The 17,428-nt window shown below is 71.9% G+C and carries 17 protein-coding genes; 10 read left to right on the forward strand and 7 right to left on the reverse strand.

Annotated features, from left to right (window positions below; genetic code table 11):
* Positions 1-88 precede the first annotated feature (88 nt).
* On the forward strand, positions 89-907 hold the full coding sequence (locus ACWD68_RS27075) for a FadR/GntR family transcriptional regulator (RefSeq protein WP_451809063.1): 819 nt from the start codon (positions 89-91) through the stop codon (positions 905-907).
* Positions 864-1,643, forward strand: coding sequence for a cache domain-containing protein (locus ACWD68_RS27080; protein WP_451809064.1), 780 nt, complete (start codon positions 864-866; stop codon positions 1,641-1,643). Before ACWD68_RS27075 ends, ACWD68_RS27080 begins: the two co-directional genes overlap by 44 nt.
* A 22-nt stretch (positions 1,644-1,665) precedes the next feature.
* Here the strand turns inward: ACWD68_RS27080 and ACWD68_RS27085 are convergent, their stop codons facing one another.
* Positions 1,666-2,325 carry an MmyB family transcriptional regulator gene (locus tag ACWD68_RS27085; protein ID WP_451809065.1) on the reverse strand — a complete coding sequence of 220 codons (660 nt, stop codon included), beginning with the start codon at positions 2,323-2,325 and terminating at the stop codon, positions 1,666-1,668.
* A gap of 270 nt (positions 2,326-2,595) precedes the next feature.
* On the opposite strand from ACWD68_RS27085, the gene ACWD68_RS27090 reads away from it, so the two are divergent.
* The 3 genes from ACWD68_RS27090 to ACWD68_RS27100 are packed head-to-tail and all read left to right on the forward strand — an operon-like array spanning position 2,596 to position 5,055.
* A complete protein-coding gene (locus ACWD68_RS27090; RefSeq protein WP_451809066.1) occupies positions 2,596-3,252 on the forward strand; it encodes a helix-turn-helix domain-containing protein in 657 nt (218 codons plus the stop codon).
* A gap of 32 nt (positions 3,253-3,284) precedes the next feature.
* Complete coding sequence (locus ACWD68_RS27095) at positions 3,285-3,815, forward strand: toxin-antitoxin system, toxin component (protein ID WP_451809088.1); 531 nt, start codon at positions 3,285-3,287, stop codon at positions 3,813-3,815.
* Positions 3,816-3,828: 13 nt separating this feature from the next.
* Complete coding sequence (locus tag ACWD68_RS27100; RefSeq protein WP_451809067.1) at positions 3,829-5,055, forward strand: MAB_1171c family putative transporter; 1,227 nt, start codon at positions 3,829-3,831, stop codon at positions 5,053-5,055.
* A 292-nt stretch (positions 5,056-5,347) separates the two neighbouring features.
* Here the strand turns inward: ACWD68_RS27100 and ACWD68_RS27105 are convergent, their stop codons facing one another.
* A complete protein-coding gene (locus ACWD68_RS27105) occupies positions 5,348-6,349 on the reverse strand; it encodes an alpha/beta fold hydrolase (RefSeq protein ID WP_451809089.1) in 1,002 nt (333 codons plus the stop codon).
* Positions 6,350-6,644: 295 nt separating this feature from the next.
* Here ACWD68_RS27105 and ACWD68_RS27110 point away from each other — a divergent pair, with 295 nt between their 5' ends.
* A complete protein-coding gene (locus tag ACWD68_RS27110; protein ID WP_451809068.1) occupies positions 6,645-6,881 on the forward strand; it encodes a hypothetical protein in 237 nt (78 codons plus the stop codon).
* 205 nt (positions 6,882-7,086) lie between these two features.
* Here ACWD68_RS27110 and ACWD68_RS27115 read toward each other — a convergent pair whose 3' ends face one another.
* From ACWD68_RS27115 to ACWD68_RS27130, 4 genes are all read right to left on the reverse strand, one after another.
* A complete protein-coding gene (locus tag ACWD68_RS27115; RefSeq protein WP_451809069.1) occupies positions 7,087-7,386 on the reverse strand; it encodes a hypothetical protein in 300 nt (99 codons plus the stop codon).
* 267 nt (positions 7,387-7,653) lie between these two features.
* Positions 7,654-8,403, reverse strand: a complete 750-nt coding sequence (locus ACWD68_RS27120) for a GNAT family N-acetyltransferase (RefSeq protein ID WP_451809090.1) — start codon at positions 8,401-8,403, stop codon at positions 7,654-7,656.
* Between the two features lie 99 nt (positions 8,404-8,502).
* Positions 8,503-9,216: a 4'-phosphopantetheinyl transferase family protein gene (locus ACWD68_RS27125; protein WP_451809070.1), complete on the reverse strand. Its 714-nt coding sequence runs from the start codon at positions 9,214-9,216 to the stop codon at positions 8,503-8,505.
* Entirely contained in the window at positions 9,164-10,072 is a 909-nt protein-coding gene (locus tag ACWD68_RS27130; RefSeq protein WP_451809071.1) for a metallophosphoesterase family protein, read from the reverse strand. The genes ACWD68_RS27125 and ACWD68_RS27130 overlap by 53 nt, the downstream gene beginning before the upstream one ends.
* 256 nt (positions 10,073-10,328) lie before the next feature.
* On the opposite strand from ACWD68_RS27130, the gene ACWD68_RS27135 reads away from it, so the two are divergent.
* The 3 genes from ACWD68_RS27135 to ACWD68_RS27145 all read left to right on the forward strand — a co-directional run bounded on the left by ACWD68_RS27135 (position 10,329) and on the right by ACWD68_RS27145 (position 14,549).
* Complete coding sequence (locus ACWD68_RS27135) at positions 10,329-11,534, forward strand: ATP-grasp domain-containing protein (RefSeq protein ID WP_451809072.1); 1,206 nt, start codon at positions 10,329-10,331, stop codon at positions 11,532-11,534.
* A gap of 148 nt (positions 11,535-11,682) precedes the next feature.
* Complete coding sequence (locus ACWD68_RS27140; protein WP_451809073.1) at positions 11,683-13,371, forward strand: carbohydrate binding domain-containing protein; 1,689 nt, start codon at positions 11,683-11,685, stop codon at positions 13,369-13,371.
* A gap of 95 nt (positions 13,372-13,466) precedes the next feature.
* The gene (locus ACWD68_RS27145) at positions 13,467-14,549 is read left to right on the forward strand and encodes a pyridoxal-phosphate dependent enzyme (protein WP_451809074.1); all 1,083 of its coding nucleotides are present in this window, start codon (positions 13,467-13,469) and stop codon (positions 14,547-14,549) included.
* A gap of 133 nt (positions 14,550-14,682) precedes the next feature.
* Here ACWD68_RS27145 and ACWD68_RS27150 read toward each other — a convergent pair whose 3' ends face one another.
* Positions 14,683-16,023 carry a 6-phospho-beta-glucosidase gene (locus ACWD68_RS27150; RefSeq protein ID WP_451809075.1) on the reverse strand — a complete coding sequence of 447 codons (1,341 nt, stop codon included), beginning with the start codon at positions 16,021-16,023 and terminating at the stop codon, positions 14,683-14,685.
* Between the two features lie 626 nt (positions 16,024-16,649).
* Here ACWD68_RS27150 and ACWD68_RS27155 point away from each other — a divergent pair.
* Positions 16,650-17,417: an IclR family transcriptional regulator gene (locus ACWD68_RS27155; RefSeq protein WP_451809076.1), complete on the forward strand. Its 768-nt coding sequence runs from the start codon at positions 16,650-16,652 to the stop codon at positions 17,415-17,417.
* The last annotated feature ends 11 nt before the right edge of the window (positions 17,418-17,428 follow it).

Consider the following 17,428-nt stretch of genomic DNA (forward strand, 5'->3'; position numbering starts at 1 on the left):
CAACACTGACCGGAAAGATATGAAGCCATAGTTCAAATCTCAAGACCCCTTTAGAGTAAAGGTTGAGTCAACGCACAAGGTGGTGACCGTGAAGCAACACAGGGGCGACGGCGTCCGCAGAGCCGTCTTCACTCCCGTGGACAACCGCGCGCGCGTCGAGACGGTCGTACACCGGCTCAGCGACGCCATCGAGCTCGGGCTGCTCGCCGACGGCGAGCAGCTGCCCGGCGAGATGGAGCTGGCCGGACAGCTCGGCGTGTCCACGGTCACCCTGCGCGAGGCCCTGATGGCCCTGCGGCAGCAGGGTCTGGTCACCACGCGCCGGGGGCGCGGGGGCGGCAGCTTCGTGTCACTGCCCGAAGTGCCGGGCGAGGAGCGGCTGAAGGCCCGGCTGGCCGGCTGGAGCACCGAGGAACTGCGCGACTTGGGCGACCACTGGGCAGCCGTGTCCGGAGCCGCCGCCCGGCTCGCGGCGCAGCGGACGGAATCGGACGACCTCAAGGCGCTCCGCCGCACGCTGGACGATCTGGCCGCCGCCGAGGACGCCGCCGCCCGCAGCCGCGTCTACGGCCGCTTCCATGTCGAGCTCGCCGCGGCCGCGCAGTCCGCCCGGCTGACCCGTGAACAGGTCGTGCTCCAGACGGAGGTGGGGGCGCTGATGTGCCTGGTGCTCGGGGACGACGAATATCGTGAAGAAGTCGCAGACCGTCACCGCTCCGTAATCTCCGCCGTGCAAGATGGGGCCCACGATTCGGCCAGAGCGCTGGCCGAGCGGTGCGTACAGGACTCGACGGCGCGGCTCATCAACCTCCGCCTCGCGATGCCGCGTGCCGCGTCCGGTCCCCGTCCGCTGGAGGGCACCCATGAGCAGGAGCCCAGGCCCGGTCGGCGCGACGGCGACGCTTGACGCCACCGCCGAGGCGGCCGTCGCCACGCAGGTCCGCTCCACGCTCGAGGCCGTCTTCGAAGCGGTCGCCGAGACCCGGGCCGACACGACCGCTCTCCTCACCCGCGTCGCCGCGCAGGGCCGCCGCCCCGCGACGGCGGATCTGGCGGCACTGCGTCCGGGGCTGCATCTGCGGCTCACCCGGCAGGAGTTGGTGTCGGGCGCCGGCTTCGTGGCCGCACCGGGCCTGCTCGGTGACGTACCGGCGTGGCTGGAGTGGTGGCAGCAGAGCTCCGACGGCGGCGTACGACCGTTGCTGCTCGACCTCGATCCGGCGCACTCCGCGTACTCCGACTACACGCACTGGGACTGGTTCGCACTCCCCCGCGACACCGGGCGGCGCGCGGTCGCCGGGCCCTACGTCGACTACCTCTGCTCCGACGAGTACAGCCTGACGCTGTCCGCGCCCGTCCATCTGGAGGGCCGGTTCGTGGGGGTCGCCGCGGCCGACGTGTATCTGCGGCACTTCGAGGGCGCGGTCGTCCCGCTCCTCCAACGGCTGCCCGGAGCGGCCTACTTGGTGAACGCGAGAGGTCGGGTGGCCGCGTCCGCCGACCCGGGCCATCTGGCCGGATCCCTCACCAGGGGACCGGACTTCGCGGCCGTGCTGTCGACGGCCCGGAGCACTCGCTTCGAGGGAATGCGGCTCGTCCCGTGCGACGGCGTGCCACTCGTCCTCGTGACGCCGGCCGGCTGAGTCCCGCGACCCCTCGGGCGGGTCACACCGCCCGCAGCTCCGCCGCGCCGTTGCGTGTCTTGCGGGCCTTGCGCGGTGGGCCCGCGACCGGCCGTACGGCCTCGCGCAGCACCAGGGTCATCCGCGTGTAGCCCATGTCCTGAAGGGTCTTGGGTGTGTCCTCCACGATCCGACAGTCCGTGCTGCCCCAGCGCGGGTCGGGATGCACCAGCGGGCGGACGGCTCCGTCGTGCTCGACGGCGCGCGGACCGACCGCGCGGATCCAGTGCGGCAGACCGTGCCGATAGGCGGCATCCATGATCGGGTCCTGGGCGATGTCCCGGCGGATCGACTGGAGTCCGCGGTCCTGGCCGTGCCGCTCCACCGCCGCGGCGAAGTGCGCGAGCATCGGCAGGCACCAGCTCGACTCGTGCTCGCCGAGGATCGACCCCGCGTCCGGATGGAACAGGACGAACCGAAGGAAGTTGTCGCCCGGCATGGCGGTCGGATGGGTACCGACGCCGTCGAAAAGTGTCTCGAATGCGGCGTTGGACAGAACGACGTCCCAGCGGTGGTCGAAGACGACGGAGGGGAAGGGAACGGCCTCAAGCAGCGTGGCGTAGTCCTGGAGGTACGCCTGAGCTTCGAGACTCTCGGGGACAGGTCGCGGCTGGGACCGCTGCCTTCCTGCCTGGTACGCCATCGGGAGGTCACCCCTCTTGCCTCTGCGGCCTTCACGCGGCGCCCCGATCCTGATACCCCGGACACAGGCGTGTCAACTATCGTGGCATTTGGCGCCCGTTGACGGCTGAATCTCGCCACAGTTGTGGCGAGACCTGGATGTGAGTTCGAGCGAGGGGCTACGCTCCGGATGGTCCCCGGTCTTGGTACCGGGATGGTTTTCTGACCTTCGTGTCCACATGGTTCCCGACCTTCGTGAGAGCCACCTGAGAGAGACGTAGGAGATCTGTCGGTGACGGATGGCTTCGAGGTTCCGGGCGCCACGGCGACGGTTCTGCTGCAGGCCGTCGTGGCCCGGGTCACCGCACTCGCCGACCGGCTCGGCGTGCTGCACGCCGAAGTCTTCGACACCCAGCGGCTGTCGGCCGAGTCCGGCGTCCCCGAACCCGTGGTGAAAGCCCTGCTCAGCGGCCGCCGCGCCGGGGAGCCCGATCTGCAGGCACGGTTCCTGCAGCGCCTGGACCTGTTGCGCCGCACCCGGCTCAAGCCCAACGGGCGCCGCTACACCCAGCAGGAGATCGCGGACGGCGCCGGCATGTCGCGCCAGCAGGCGGGCGCCCTCATCAACGGCGACCGGCGCCCCACCATGGAGCACTGCGACGCCATCCAGCGCTTCTTCCGGGTGCACGCCGGTTTCCTCACGGCCGAGGACTCCGAAGCGCTCGTGGGCGCCCTGCAGCGCTCGGAACAGGAACTCCTGCAACGGCTCGCCGACCGCGAACGCGCGGCGGCCACCGTCGCCGACGATCCCCTGGAGCGGCTGCTCCTCGACCACGGGGTCCGCGGAATCGCCTGGCGGGCCGCGCAGTTGCCCACCGACCAGCACCGGGACAAGGTCGCGGAGTGGCTGGACATGCTCCTGGAGAGCGTCAAGCGGCCAAAGTCGTGAGCCGGGGGAGATCAGTGGGCATCGGAAGGGAAATGCGCCGCCTGTGCGGCGAGTTGGTCTCGGAGCTCTCGCTCCCGGCGCCGGCGGCACCCGCCGACCTCTACACGGCGCTGTGTTGCGCGATGAGCAGACGCCGCGGCCGCCCCGTCCAGTTCCGTACGGCCGTGTTCCCGCCCGGCACCGCCAGCGGCCTGTGGCTCGACATGGCCGAGCAGGACCTCGTCGTCATCGAGGAACGCACCGCACCTGACCACCAGTTGGTCATCCTCGGCCATGAGCTGTGGCACATGAAGGCCGGGCACTGCAGCCATCACGTCGGGGGCGCGGCCGTCGCGGCGCGCTTACTCAGCGACACCGCGGACCTCGAGGCCACCGTCCTGAGAGTGGCCGCGCGCACCCGCTTCGACCTCGCGGACGAGAAGGAGGCCGAGAGCTTCGGTCTTCTGCTCGCCAGCAAGTGCCGTACCTGGCTGGCGGGTTCGTCGCTGCGCGGTCCGGTGCAGCAGCACGGTCTGGCCGGGCGCATCGAAGCGTCCCTGGGCTGCCGCGGGCCACGGGGCTGACGGTCCCGGAACCATGGACGGATCCAGCTACTACTTCCCCGCGGTCGCCATGGGCGCCGCCATCACCTTCAAGGGACCCGCGCTCCTGCGTGGCTGGCGCGACCCGCTGCTGCGCTCCGTGGGTGTACTGCTCGCCCTGGCCGGCCTGGTGTTCCTCTTCGCCGCCCCGCCGACCATCGCCGCGGTCAACGACATCACCGGGATACCCAACGTCTCGGCCCCCCTGGTCTACTGCCTGCTGAGTGCCTACAGCGCCTCATGCCTGGTGCTGATCATCAACTGGCGCGGCGCACCGCCCGAGGTGACCCGAAGGCTCTCACGCCGCTGGATCCTCGGTTACACCGTGGTCGGCGTGGCCCTGATCGTGCTGTTCGCCCTCGGGGACGCCTCCGTCGAAAGGCTGCGGGACCTCGACACCTACTACGCCAACACCCCCTTCATCCGCGAGATGATCGTGCTCTACCTCGTCTCGCTCACCGCCGCGGGTGTCGCGATGAACGTCATGTGCTGGCGCTGGGCCGCCCAGGTGCGCGGCCGGCTGCGTGCCGGGCTGGTGATCATCGCGTTCGGTTCTCTGTGCAACATCCCCTACTCGGCGGCCAAGTTTACCGCCGTGGTGGCCCGTTGGAACGGCGCGAACCTCGACGGCCTGAGCACCAACACGGCGCCCGTACTGGCGTCGGCGGGGGCCCAGATCACCGCCGTCGGCTTCTGTCTCCCGCTCGCCTGGCAGCGCGTCGGCGACAGCTGGAACACCTGGTCGACCTATCGCAGACTCGGGCCGCTGTGGCGCGAACTGAGACCGGTCTCCGTGCCGGAGGACCGCGCGGTGCGGATCTCCTGGTGGTCGCCCGCCGAACTCCAGGTCACCCAGCGGGAGTCCGACATCCACGACGGCATGCTGAGCCTCTACCCCTACTTCGACCCCGCGGTGCGCTCCCGCGCCTATGGCGCCGCGGTCGCGGCGGGCTCCTCCCCCGCCGAGGCGCACGCCGAGGCGGACGCGGCGATGGTGACGGTCGCGGTGCGGGCCAGGGCCGCCGATCCGGAGGGCCGGGTCATCAGCTCGGCGGAGGGGGCAGCCGCGCCGCCGGAGGCCGGATCGTCGTTCGCGCACACCGACGGCCCACGGGACCTCGTGCGCATGTCCATCGCGCTGCGCCGGTCGCCCGTCGTCGCGGCGGCCCGGGGCCGGACGGCGACCAGGTCGGCGAGCGGCTCCCGCGAACGAACGGGATGACCCGGCGACCAGGTCGGCGAGCGGCTCCCCCGAACGAACGGGACGACCGCTCCGGGCACACCGCCGCGTCCGAAGGCCTGCCGGTCCCGCCGACGGGGTGACGGTGACGCCGGGTGCCTGCCGCCCGGCGCGGGCGGCACGCCGGGCCGCAGTGACCGCCCGCCCTCGGGACCGCCTCAGGTCGCGCTGCGCTCGCTCGCCTCGCGCAGGTCCCGCTCCACCACGCGGTTCTGGACGGTGTCCGGTTGCCCCGCCGCCGTACCCGGGCGTCCCGTGCGCACTCGGGACCGCCTCAGGTCGCGCTGCGCTCGCTCGCCTCGCGCAGGTCCCGCTCCACCGCGCGGTTCTGGACGGTGTCCGGTTGCCCCGCCGCCGTACCCGGGCGTCCCGTGCGCAGCAGCCCCCGCCAGCGCTCACGGCTCCAGTCGGCCGCGCTGGTGGTGGTCGTGAACTCCTCGACCAGGGCGAGGAAGCGCGCCGGATCGCTGTGGAAGGGGAAGTGGCCGGCCCCCTCGAAGATCTCCAGGCGGCTGCCTGGCATCGCCTCGTGCGCCCCGTGGGCGTGCCGCACCGGAACCACGCTGTCCCGGTCGCCCCAGAGCAGCATGGTGGGCATGCCCTCGGTGAGATAGCAGCGGTCGAGCATGGTGACCGCCTGGCCGCGCCAGTCGACCACGGCCCGCAGGGTCCGGATGAACGCGCTGCGGGAGGTCGCGTCGGGCAGCGCGTCCACGAGGTTCACCAACTCCGGCGCGTCCTGCGCCAGATCGGTGTCGAGCAGGCGTATCAGACGGAGGAAGAGGCCCATGTGGAGGCGCATCCCGGGCAGTCGCAGCGCGGACAGCATCAGATGGGCGCCCGGCAGCGACACGGCGCGCAGGACGGGGTTGACCTCGCCCCCGACACCGCCCGCGCTGACCAGGATCAGCCGCTCGGTGCGCTCGGGGAACTGGTACGCGAACTGCATCGCCACTCCCCCGCCCAGCGAATGCCCCACCAGCGTCGCGGACTCGATGTCGAGCGTGGACAGCAGATCGCGCACGCCGTTGGCGTAGGCGGCCACCGAATAGTCGGCGCGCGGTTTGTCCGAGGCGCCGTGGCCGAGCAGGTCGGGCGCGATCACCGTGTGGGTGCGGGCGAGGTCGGGGATCAGCTCCGCCCAGGTCGCGGAGGAGTCTCCGATGCCGTGGATCAGGACGAGCGCCGGGCCCTCACCGGCCATCCGGTAGGCACGCCGGTAGCCGTGCACGACGCGGTGGTGCAGCCGCAGTTCCCCGTCACCGACGGAACGCAGCCGCGGGGTGCGCCGCGGTTGGCGGGACTGTAAGTCGACCACGGGCAGACCTCCCGTTCCCAGGCCGCCGCGAAGGCGGCTCCCGAGCCGCCGGAACGACGGCTCCGGGGCCGTCCGGTAGGCGGCCCCGGCATTCATCACCAGCGTAGGGCCCCTGTCCCACAAGGGATTTCCGTGATGTTTCGCCTCCGCTAAGCGGGCGAACCTCCACGCACCGAAACCGGATTGTCAGTGGTGGACGGCAAGCTGGGGTCAGGACCAGTGTCACGACAAGCCAACCGGGGAGAGCCGTCCGATGCCGACCGCCGTACTGACCGAACACGAACGCGCCGCCGTGCAGGCCTATCTCCGCCTCCTCCAGACGGTACGAGCGGCTTTCGACGGCCCGCCGGACGGATCCCGGCCACCCATGGTGCCGCCCACCGTGCTCGCCGAGGCGGAGCGGGCCCTGGCGGCGGCCGGCCTCGCGGGCAACGAGGAGGCGTTCTTCGAACTACTGCACTCGTGGTGCCCGGAGCCGGGCTGGGCGTGAGACGCGGACGGCGGGGTCCCACCGCCGTGCGGCCGAGGCCGACGACCGGGACGCCTCCGTGATCGCGGACACCGTCTGCCGGGCGGGCGGGGACAGCGAAGCCCCCGGGACCGAGCCACCGGGGGGCTTCGTCGTCCGGGTGGGCGGGGTCGGGCGCGCAGCCGCACGCCTGGTGGCCGCCGGGCCGTAGCGGCGTGCCGGGCCCCTACGCGGCGCCGCTGACGTCGGGGGCGATGAACCGCCGGTGGAGCGGACTGAAGCTCGTCTCGGGCGTGCCGGCGATGCCCGCCTTCTGGACCGCGGGGGCGAGCCGTTCGGCGAAGAAGGCCTCGAACGCCTGCTGGGATTCCCAGACGTCGGTCACATGCAGGCCGTCGGCGTCGAACCAGGCCACGTGCACCTGGCCACCGGCCGCCGGGACCTCCTCCCAGTCGACCGCGTCCCGCACTATGTCGTACTGCTCCGGTGTGGCTCCTGCCCAGTGCATCGACATCACCATCGCCATGTCCAGCCCCTTACCGCTCGTAGTGGTGTACGCCGTTCTCGGACCAGCCAACATCCACCCGCTGCCGCACACATCTCCACGGCGGCCAATGGTGTCCCGCTGCCGGTGCCGAGCATCGGGATCGTTCCACTCCGCGAGCAGTGCCGGACAGAGCGCGCGGAGGCATTCCGGAGCCCGCGGAATGCCTCGTACGCTGGTCACGCGGTGGCGCCCGTCCGCGCCGGGTTCGCCGTCGCCGACGCGTGCCCTCTCGCGAAGCGGTCCGGATCAGGACTCTCCCGGTGTCCAGACGTAGGGCGTGGCGGTGGTCGCGGCCCGGAAGCCCAGGCGTCGGAGGGTCGGGGCGCTGTCCTCGGACGCGTCGACGTGCAGGTACTCGACTCCCCGGGCCACGGCGAGCCGGGCTCGGGCCGCGATCAGTGCCCGGTAGATACCGCGGCCTCGCCAGGCGGGCACCGTCGTACCGCCCCGGAGGCCGGCGAACACGGTTCCGGGGCTGAGGACCAGCCACGCGGCCGAGACGACCTGGCTGTCGGCCTCGGCGACCAGGACGGCGATGTCGTCCGGTGCCGCCGCGATCTGCCCGCTCAGGAAGCCGTGGAGCCGGCGCGGGTCCATGCCCCACACGCTGGACTCCATCACCGCGATCCGGCGGATGTCGGCGTCCTCGGCGACCCGACGCAGCACGACGCCTGCCGGTACCACCGGCTCTCTCGCCGCCTCGGCCGCCTGTCCGATCAGCACGGTCTCTGGCTTCCCGGGGACGAATCCGGCGGCCCGGAGGCGGTCCGTGAGGTCCGCCGGCCTGTCATGGGCGCGGGTCTTCCACTCGACCTCCTCACCCCGTCCGGCGAAGTAGTCGCGCTGCCGGACGATCAGCCGGTCCAGGTCGGCACCGCTCAGCCCGAGGTCGCGCGGGGCGATGACGAATCCGCGGAAGTGTCCGACCACGCGCAGGAGCGGTCCGTCCTGCTCGCATCCGACCCCGGCCGGGAGCGCCGGGAGCACTCCTCGCATCTGCGCGTCGTACGCGGCCAGCAGCGTGTCGATGTCCTGCGTCACGGCATCGAGGGTACGCAACCGTCAACTCCGTTGCTCCAGAGCCCTGTTCAGGTGTCAGGTCCGGACCGCGGCGCCGGTCCGGGTGTGCGGGACCGTGACCGCCGACGCGACCAACCCCCGCTGGACGGTCCAGCGTCCGTCGAAGGCCTGGACGGGAATGCCGTCCACCACCGGCCCCGGTACGAGGAGTCGGGCGTGGAAGCTTCCCGAGAGGACGGCGGTGGCGGGCGTCGGGCCCACGGAGATGTCGATGTCCGCCTCGGAGAAGTCCAGCCACTTGCCGGTGAGCGGGAACCACGCCTTGTAGACCGACTCCTTGGCGCTGAACAGGAGCCGGTCCCAGTGGACGTCGGGTGTCCGGGCGCCGAGGCGTTCCAGGCGGCCCCTCTCGCCGGGCAGGGCGACGGCGGCCAGGACGTCCTCCGGGAGCGCCAGGTGGGGTTCGGCGTCGACGCCGAGGGAGGCCAGATCGGTGGCACGGGCGAGCGTGGCGGCGGCATAGCCGTCGCAGTGCGTCATGCTGCCGATCAGACCCGCCGGCCACTGCGGGGCTCCGCGCTCGCCCGGCAGCACGGGGCCCGGGGCCACGCCCAGCTTCTCCATGGCGCGCCGGGCGCAGGCACGCACGGTGGCGAACTCGCGGCGCCGCTTCTCCACGGCGCGCGTCACGATCACCTGCTCCTCGGGGTACAGGGTCGCGATCGCGGCCTCGTCGTCACCGTGGCTCTCCACGGTGACGACCGACTCCGGAAGCAGCTCCTCCATCACCGGCTTTGACCTCCATCGGCAGAATGCGGCGCAGCGTCCCGGGCGGCCCCGGTCGCTTCCGCCATTCTCGGGGATAGCCCACCGACACCTCTTCGAACCGGACACCGTCGTGCCAGGTGGTCCGGGGGATGTGCAGATGTCCGTAGACCATGGCCTCGACGCGGAACCTGCGGTGCCAGTCGGCGGTCGCCCGGGTGCCGCACCACATGGCGAACTCGGGGTAGCGCAGGATGTCCGTCGGGTGGCGGTCCAGCGGATAGTGGTTGACCGGGATGGTCGGCAGGTCGTCGGGGAGTTCGGCGAGCCTGCGTTCGGTCTCGGCGACCCGGGCCCGGCACCAGGCCTCGCGGGTCGGGTAGGGGTCGGGGTGGAGCAGGTGCTCGTCCGTGCAGACGACGCCCGTCCTGTGGGCGTAGGCCAGCCCCTCGTCCTTGGTGGCACAGCCCTGCGGCAGGAACGAGTAGTCGTACAGCAGGAAGAGCGGCGCGACGACGGCGGGGCCGCCCGGTCCGTTCCAGACGGGGTAGGGGTCCTCCGGGGTCGTGACGCCCAACTCCCGGCACAGGGCGACCAGATGCTCGTAGCGGGCGACACCGCGCAATTGGACGGGGTCCTTGGGATGGGTCCACAGCTCATGGTTGCCGGGCACCCAGACCACCTTGCGGAAGCGGCCGCTGAGCGTCTCCAGGGTCCACCTGATGTCGTCGACGACCTCGCCGATGTCACCGGCCACCAGAAGCCAGTCGTCGTCCGACTCGGGACGCATGTTCTCGACCAGCGCCCGGTTCTCGGCGTAGCCGATGTGCAGATCGCTGATGGCCAGCAGGTTCCCGTCGCCGCCGTCTGTCGGCCGCACGCGCCACCCCCGTAGAAAGCGAATGGCAACACAAGAACACACGTGCCCGGCGCCGGACAAGCAGGCCCTCCGGCCGGCACATCGGTGAATCCGTAACATCCCTGTAGCAGCACGGGGGTCCCGCGCACCCTATGATCGCCCCAACACCACCGCCCCGAATCCGCTCCGGCGTACGGCGGCGCTTGGTGCACCTCCCCTACCCCTGGCCGGGCCCGGCCTGCTCCGCCGTGCCCGCAAACCGTGAAAGGTGGCTTGCATGGGCTCTCGCGTACGCGTCTGGCTCAACCGCACGTACGCGGAGAACGTGTTCTTCATGGATCAGCTGCGAAGTAATCCGCAGCATCGCGCGGTCGAGATCCATGCCACCCACGGCGACGCCGACTCTCCCGTACTGGCCGCCGCCGACACCGCCGAAATGGAGCCGGAGGGCCTGTCACCGCGCGCCTATGTCGAGTACGCCCTGGACATGTGCGCACGGCGTTCCGTCGACGTCTTCGTGCCGGTCCTGTACCAGGCGGCGATCGTCGCGCAGCGCGCCGAGTTCGCCGCGCTCGGTACGGCCCTGCTGGCGCCGCCCTCGGAGGCGGTCGCGGTCTTCCACGACAAGGCCACCGCGTACCAGGCCGTCGAGGCCGTGGGCGTTCCGGTGCCTCCGTGGTGGCGGGTGCGCACGGAGGAGGAGCTGGTCGCGGCGGTGGAGCTGCTGGAGGCCGCGGGTCAGCGGGCCTGCTTCAAGCCCGCGGCCGGAGCGGGCGGGGTGGGCTTCCGGGTGATCACCCGCACCCCCTTCTCACTCATGCACCTCAACGGGTTCCCGAGCCCGTACGTGCCTCTGGACCTGGTCGTGGAGGCGCTGCGCGCGGCCGAGGAGCCCGTCGACTGGCTGGTCATGCCGCACCTCGGACAGCCGGAGGTGTCGGTGGACTGCCTCACCGGGCCGGACGGCCGGGTCCGCATGGCGATCGGCCGCACCAAGAACGGGCGGCGCCGCGGATTCACCCTCGACCCCGCCTGGATCGAGCCCGCCACGCTGCTCGCGGAGGCGTTCGGGCTGCACTATCTGTCGAACATCCAGTTCCGTATGTACGGCGACGAGCCGGTCCTGATGGACGTGAACACCCGTCCGGCGGGCGGGCTGCACCAGCTCTCCCAGTGCGGGGTCAACGCCCCTTGGTCAGCAGTGCAGTTGGCGCTGGGCGAGGAGACGGGCGAGGTGGTCCCGCCGTTCCTCGGACAGGACTACACGGTGGTCTCGGGGCCGCGTCCGGTGCGTCCGGTGTCGCTGCCTCAGCAGCGGACCGAGGCGCCCGTACCGACGTTGTCCGAGGTGCCTGTACCGACGCTCCCCGCGGTACCCGCGCAGGCCACGGAGTCCGCGGCCTGCACCCCGGTCGACGCGACCGCCTCCGCCGCTTCCGCCCAGGCCACCACGCCCGCCTCGGCGGCCATCGCGCCCGCCTGATCCCCCGGGCCGCTCACGCCGAACCCCCTGCACCCCTACCGGTCTGGACCAATTCCGCTCAGCGTCTTGACAGCGGGATTGGTCCATACCAACTTGGTTGCGCACCTCTCTGCACTCCCGAACACCCCCATATCTCCAGGGAGATCGCGTGCGCATCACACAGCTCAGACGTTCCAGACATCGCTTCCTCGCCCTGCTGGGCACGGCCGCTCTGGCCCTCGCCGGGGCGGTCGCCCTGCCGGGTACGGCCCAGGCGGCGAACATCCTGTCCAACCCCGGCTTCGAGACGGGCAGCCTCTCCCCCTGGTCCTGCTCCGGCAACCTGGGCTCGATCGTCTCCAGCCCCGTACACGGCGGCTCCAAAGCCCTTGCGGGGGCGGTGAGTTCGAGCGACAACGCGCAGTGCACCCAGACCGTCCCGGTCCAGCCGAACACGACGTACAGCCTCTCGGGCTGGGTCCGCGGCAGCTACGTGTACCTCGGCGTGGACGGCGGTGCCTCGACCTGGACGACGTCCCCGTCGGCGTACAGCCGGCTCAGCGTGTCCTTCACCACCGGTGCCTCGCAGACCAGCGCCAAGATCTATGTGCACGGCTGGTACGCGCAGGGCACCTACTACGCCGACGACGTCAGCCTGGACGGTCCCGGCGGCGGCGGTGGCTCCGACAGCCAGGCGCCGACCGCGCCCACCAGCCTGACCTCCACCGGCAAGACCTCCTCCAGTGTGTCGCTGTCGTGGGGCGCGTCGAGCGACAACGTCGGTGTCACCGCGTACGACATCTACAGCGGCTCCAACCAGGTGCTCAGCGTGTCGGGCACGAGTGCCACGGTCAGCGGACTGTCCCCGAGCACCGCCTACTCGTTCACCGTCAAGGCGCGGGACGCGGCCGGGAACACCTCCCCGGCCTCCAACTCCGTGAGCGTCACGACGAGCGCGGGCGGCGGTGGCGGCACCGGCTTCAAGCAGGCCGCTCCCTACCTGTTCGAGGGCTGGGGCGACCCCCCGAACCCGACCACGGTGATGAACGCGACCGGGATCAAGTGGTTCACGATGGCGTTCGTGCTCGACTCGGGCGGCTGCAACCCCGCCTGGGACGGCAGCCGGGCGCTGACCGGTGGCGTCGACCAGACGGCCATCAACCAGATCCGTTCCGCGGGCGGTGACATCGTCCCGTCGTTCGGTGGCTGGCAGGGCAGCAAGCTCGGCGCCAACTGCTCCTCGGCGAGCGCGCTCGCCGGCGCTCTGCAGAAGGTGATCGACGCCTACAGCCTCAAGGCGATCGACATGGACATCGAGAACACCGACGAGTTCGAGAACGAGGCGGTCCAGGCGAGGATCCTGACCGCGCTGAAGACCGTCAAGGCCAACAACCCCGGTCTGAAGACGATCGTCACCTTCGGCACCTCGACGACCGGCCCGACCTACTACGGCAACCGGCTCATCGAGCAGGCGCAGTCCCTGAACGCCAACATCGACGTCTTCACCATCATGCCGTTCGACTTCGGCGGCGGCTCCGACATGTACGGCAACACGGTCAACGCCACCGAAGGGCTGAAGGCCAAGCTGAAGTCGACCTTCGGCTGGGACGACGCCACAGCCTACTCCCACATCGGCATCTCCGGCATGAACGGCCTGTCCGACCAGCAGGAGAACACCACCCCGGCGATCTGGATCCAGATCCGTGACTGGGCGAACGGCCACCACATCGCCCGGCTCGCCTACTGGGCGGTCAACCGCGACCGGGCCTGCCCCGGCGGCGGCGTGGTGAGCAACTGCTCCGGCATCAGCCAGAGCACCTGGCAGTTCACGTCGATCACGGCCGGCTTCACGGGCTGAGAACGACGGCGGGCAGAGCGGCGGGCCGCCCGGATCTCCGGGCGGCCCTTCGCGTTACGCTCCCCGCACGATCGGCGTCGGCAGAAAGGCCCGCGGTGACCACCACCCGCTCCGGGGAGAGCTTCCCGCCCCGCACCCGCCTGGGCAGCTGGCCCACCCCTCTCGAACCGGCTCCCCGGCTGGCCGTGGCGCTCGGCCTCGGTCCCGGCGACCTGTGGGTCAAACGCGACGACCTCACCGGCCTGGGCGGCGGCGGCAACAAGATCCGCAAGCTGGAGTGGACCTGCGGCGCGGCGCTGGCCGACGGCGCCACGGTGCTGGTGACGACCGGCGCGCCGCAGAGCAACCACGCCCGGCTGACGGCGGCCGCGGGCGCCCGGCTGGGCCTGCGTGTCGTGCTCGTCCTCGCGGGCTCGCCCCCGGCACCCGGTACCTCCTCCGGAGCGCGGGAACCCGGTTCGGCCACCGTCGCCCCGCCCGCCGCGCCCGCCTCCGGCAACCTCGCCCTCGACGGGCTCTTCGGCGCCCATGTCGTCTGGGCGGGCGACCGTGACCGGCTCGCCGCGCGGGCGGACCGGGTGGTGGAGGAACTGCGGGCGAGCGGCGAGGTACCGGCGCTGATCCCGTTCGGCGGATCGAGTCCGCTCGGGGCCCGTGGCTATGTCGACTGCGCGCTCGAACTCGACGACCAGGCACCGGACTTGGCGAGCGTGGTCGTGGCTCTCGGCTCGGGCGGCACGATGGCCGGGCTCGTCGCCGGACTGGGTGGCGGCCGCGTGCTCGGCGTGCACGTCGGTGCCGTGGAAGCACCCGCCCGCACGGTCGCGGAACTGGTCTCGGAGCTGTCCGGAAGCCCCTGCGACCCGCGAGCCCTGCGGGTGCGCCACGACCTGGTCGGAGCGGGCTACGCCACGCTCACCGAGCCGGTCATGAGCGCTCTGACCCTCGCCGCGCGAACGGAGGGCCTCGTCCTCGACCCCATCTACACGGGGCGCGCGCTGGCCGGTCTGGCCGCGGCCGTCGAGGACGGCGACATCACCCCTGGGCAGCGCACCGTCTTCCTGCACACCGGCGGGCTGCCCGGACTCTTCGGCCATCCCGCGACGGTCGCCAGGGCGGAGGCCGGACTGCTCAGCCCTCCGGACAGCCCCACGATCGCGCCGGCGCCCGCACCCTGAGAGGTGGTTCGACCGCCGGACCGGCGGCGCGACGGAACAGCGGCGAAGGGCGACGGCACGGCGGCGCGGGCCCGTCGCGGCGGGCGGACCGCCTGCGTGTGGCCCGCGCACGGCCGTACGTCTCCCCGACCGGTCACGGCTTCAGATAGGCCAGGCCGGGATGTACGGCCGTATAGCCGTCGACCAGGGCGCGCGCCACGTTCACGGAGTCGACGAGCGGATGGAGCGCGAAGGCCTTCACCGCGGTCGCACGGGACCCCGACTCGGCGGCGGAGAGCACCTCCCGCTCCACCGCCTTGACCGCGCACACCAGTCCGGTGGCGTGGCCGGGCAGCGGGTCGACGGTGACAGGGTGCGCGCCGTTGGCGTCGACCAGGCAGGGCACCTCGATGACGGCCTCGTTGTCGAGGACGCTCAGCGTGCCGCGGTTGCGGACGTTGAGGATCAGGGTGGTGCGTTCGTCGCGGGCGATGGCCCGCATGAGGGCGAGCGCCACCTTCTCGTAGCCGCCGGAGAGATCGTCGGCGTCGCGCTCTCCGGCACCGGCCGCGTCCCGGTTCTCCGCCATGTACGTGGCCTCGCGCTCGGCGCGGGTGCGGTCCCAGGCGGTCAGGGCCGCGGCGTCCGGGCTCTTCATCTCGTCGTAGAAGCCGGCCTGTTGGTCGCGCAGGAACGCTCCGCGCGTCTTGTCGGCCTCCTGGTAGGCGCGGACGGTCTCGCGGTTGAAGTAGTAGTAGTGCAGGTACTCGTTCGGGACGGCGCCCAGCGACTGGAGCCACTCCGGGCCGAAGAGCTTGCCCTCCTCGAAGGAACCGAGCAGGCCGGGGTCGGCGAGCAGCCGCGGGAGTTCGTCACGGCCCGCGACGCGCAGGCCCCGTACCCAGCCGAGATGGTTGAGCCCGACGTAGTCGATCCACGCCTCGCGCGGGTCCGCGCCGAGGACCTTGGCGATCCGGCGCCCGAGGCCGACCGGCGAGTCGCAGATGCCGATCACGCGGTCGCCGAGGTGGCGGGACATCGCCTCGGTGACCATGCCTGCCGGGTTCGTGAAATTGATGACCCAGGCGTCCGGCGCGAGCCGGGCCACCCGCCGCGCGATGTCCTCGGCGACGGGCACCGTGCGCAGACCGTACGCGATACCGCCGGCGCCGACCGTCTCCTGGCCGAGGACACCCTGGTCGAGGGCGACGCGTTCGTCCGCCGCGCGCCCCTCCAGGCCGCCTACGCGGATCGCGGAGAAGACGAAGTCGGCGCCGCGCAGGGCCTCGTCGAGGTCGGTGGTGACGGTCACCTCCGGCGCGTCGGGGTCCCCCGCCGCCTGCTCGGCCAGGACGCGGGCCACGGCGGAGAGCCGTCCGGCGTCCAGGTCGTGCAGCACGACCCGGGTGACGCGGCCCTCGGCCCGGTCGCCGAGGAGCGCCCCGTACACCAGGGGGACGCGGAATCCACCGCCGCCCAGAATGGTCAGCCTCACGCAAGTACCACCTTCGCAGTTCGTGCGGGGACACGGTTCGCGCGACGAGGGATCACGCCACGGCCACCGGGACGCCCGCGTCGTCCAGGGACCAGCGTGTCACCAGGTCCACCGGCTCGTCCGCCACCACCACGTCCGGTGTCGCTCCCGCACACCCTCGCAAGATCGATGCCGGGCACGAAAGGACCCTTCACGTGGTGCGGGCGCCCGGCGTGAACGCGGCTGCCCGCCGGGGACGGCCGGCAGTACGACCGGGTGCGGCCGCGAGACGGAAGCGGTGCGGCCAGGAGAGCGAAGCCGAGGGCAATAGTCGTTGACGTCGAGAGTTCCTGCCGGCCGGGCCGTACGGCATGCTGGGGCCGTCCGTCCGAACCGCCCCGCCCGGGGCCCGGCCCCAGGGAGCCCGTCATCGCAGGCCGGCCGAGCGCCGCGGAGCGTCCCCGAGGAACCGTCCGCATCGACGCCCAGGAGCCGTGGACGTGGGGCCCGCTCGCGGACACCGGCTGTCTGCCGCACCGGCTGGGCCTGCGCCCGGGGCAGCTGTTCAACGCGTTCCTCCAGGAGTCCGGACTGCGGCTGCGCCATTGCGCGTTGCCGCGACGCGTCGCGGACGCCGAACGGAACTCATGACCGCCCTGTCGGCTCCCGGCCGCCTCCTCGCCGTGCTCGCCGCGTTCGACCACGAGCACACGGCGCTGTCCCTCACGGACATCAGCCGTCGTGCGGGGCTCACCCTCACCACCGCCCACCGGCTGGTGACCGCGCTCACCGAGTGGGGCGCGCTGGAGCGGGACGCCGACGGCCTGTACCACGTGGGCCTGCGCCTGTGGGAGATCGCGGCGCTCGCTCCGCGCGGTCTCGCGCTGCGGCAGATCGCCTTGCCGTATCTGGAGGACCTGTACGAAGCGACGCACGAGAACGTGCAGTTGGCGGTCCGCGACGGCGCCGAGGTCGTCTACATCGAGTGGATCTCCGGGCGTTCGTCGGTCGGCGTGCGCATTCAGGTGGGCGCCCGCTGGCCGCTGCACGCGACAGGCGTCGGGCTCGCGCTGCTCGCGCACGCGCAGCCCGCGTTCCAGGATGCCTACTGCGCCGGGCCGTTGGCGGCCTTCACGCCGTACACCATCACCGATCCGGCCCGGCTGCGGCGCGTTCTTGCCGAAGTCCGGCACACCGGTGCTGCGGTGAGCAGCCGTCAGGTGACCGACGACGCCCTGTCGGTGGCCGCGGCGGTACGCGGCACGGACGGAGCCGTCGTCGCGGCCGTGTCGGTCGTCGTGCCCCAGGCCGACGCGCAGGTACCGGCGTTGATCCCGGCGATACGCCTGGCGGCCCGCGGAATCTCACGGGCCCTCGGATGGCGGCCGACGGCCCGGACGGATCCGCACGCCTGACGCCGCACGCC

Source organism: Streptomyces sp. NPDC005141, from assembly GCF_053599975.1.

Bases quoted from the DNA above. Each gene is read 5' to 3' on its own strand.
- ACWD68_RS27100 (WP_451809067.1), top strand. From the start codon at position 3,829: ATGGACGGATCCAGCTACTACTTCCCCGCGGTCGCCATGGGCGCCGCC.
- ACWD68_RS27095 (WP_451809088.1), top strand. From the start codon at position 3,285: ATGCGCCGCCTGTGCGGCGAGTTGGTCTCGGAGCTCTCGCTCCCGGCG.
- ACWD68_RS27120 (WP_451809090.1), bottom strand. From the start codon at position 8,403: ATGCGAGGAGTGCTCCCGGCGCTCCCGGCCGGGGTCGGATGCGAGCAG.
- ACWD68_RS27110 (WP_451809068.1), top strand. From the start codon at position 6,645: ATGCCGACCGCCGTACTGACCGAACACGAACGCGCCGCCGTGCAGGCC.
- ACWD68_RS27080 (WP_451809064.1), top strand. From the start codon at position 864: ATGAGCAGGAGCCCAGGCCCGGTCGGCGCGACGGCGACGCTTGACGCC.
- ACWD68_RS27135 (WP_451809072.1), top strand. From the start codon at position 10,329: ATGGGCTCTCGCGTACGCGTCTGGCTCAACCGCACGTACGCGGAGAAC.
- ACWD68_RS27155 (WP_451809076.1), top strand. From the start codon at position 16,650: ATGACCGCCCTGTCGGCTCCCGGCCGCCTCCTCGCCGTGCTCGCCGCG.
- ACWD68_RS27115 (WP_451809069.1), bottom strand. From the start codon at position 7,386: ATGGCGATGGTGATGTCGATGCACTGGGCAGGAGCCACACCGGAGCAG.
- ACWD68_RS27085 (WP_451809065.1), bottom strand. From the start codon at position 2,325: ATGGCGTACCAGGCAGGAAGGCAGCGGTCCCAGCCGCGACCTGTCCCC.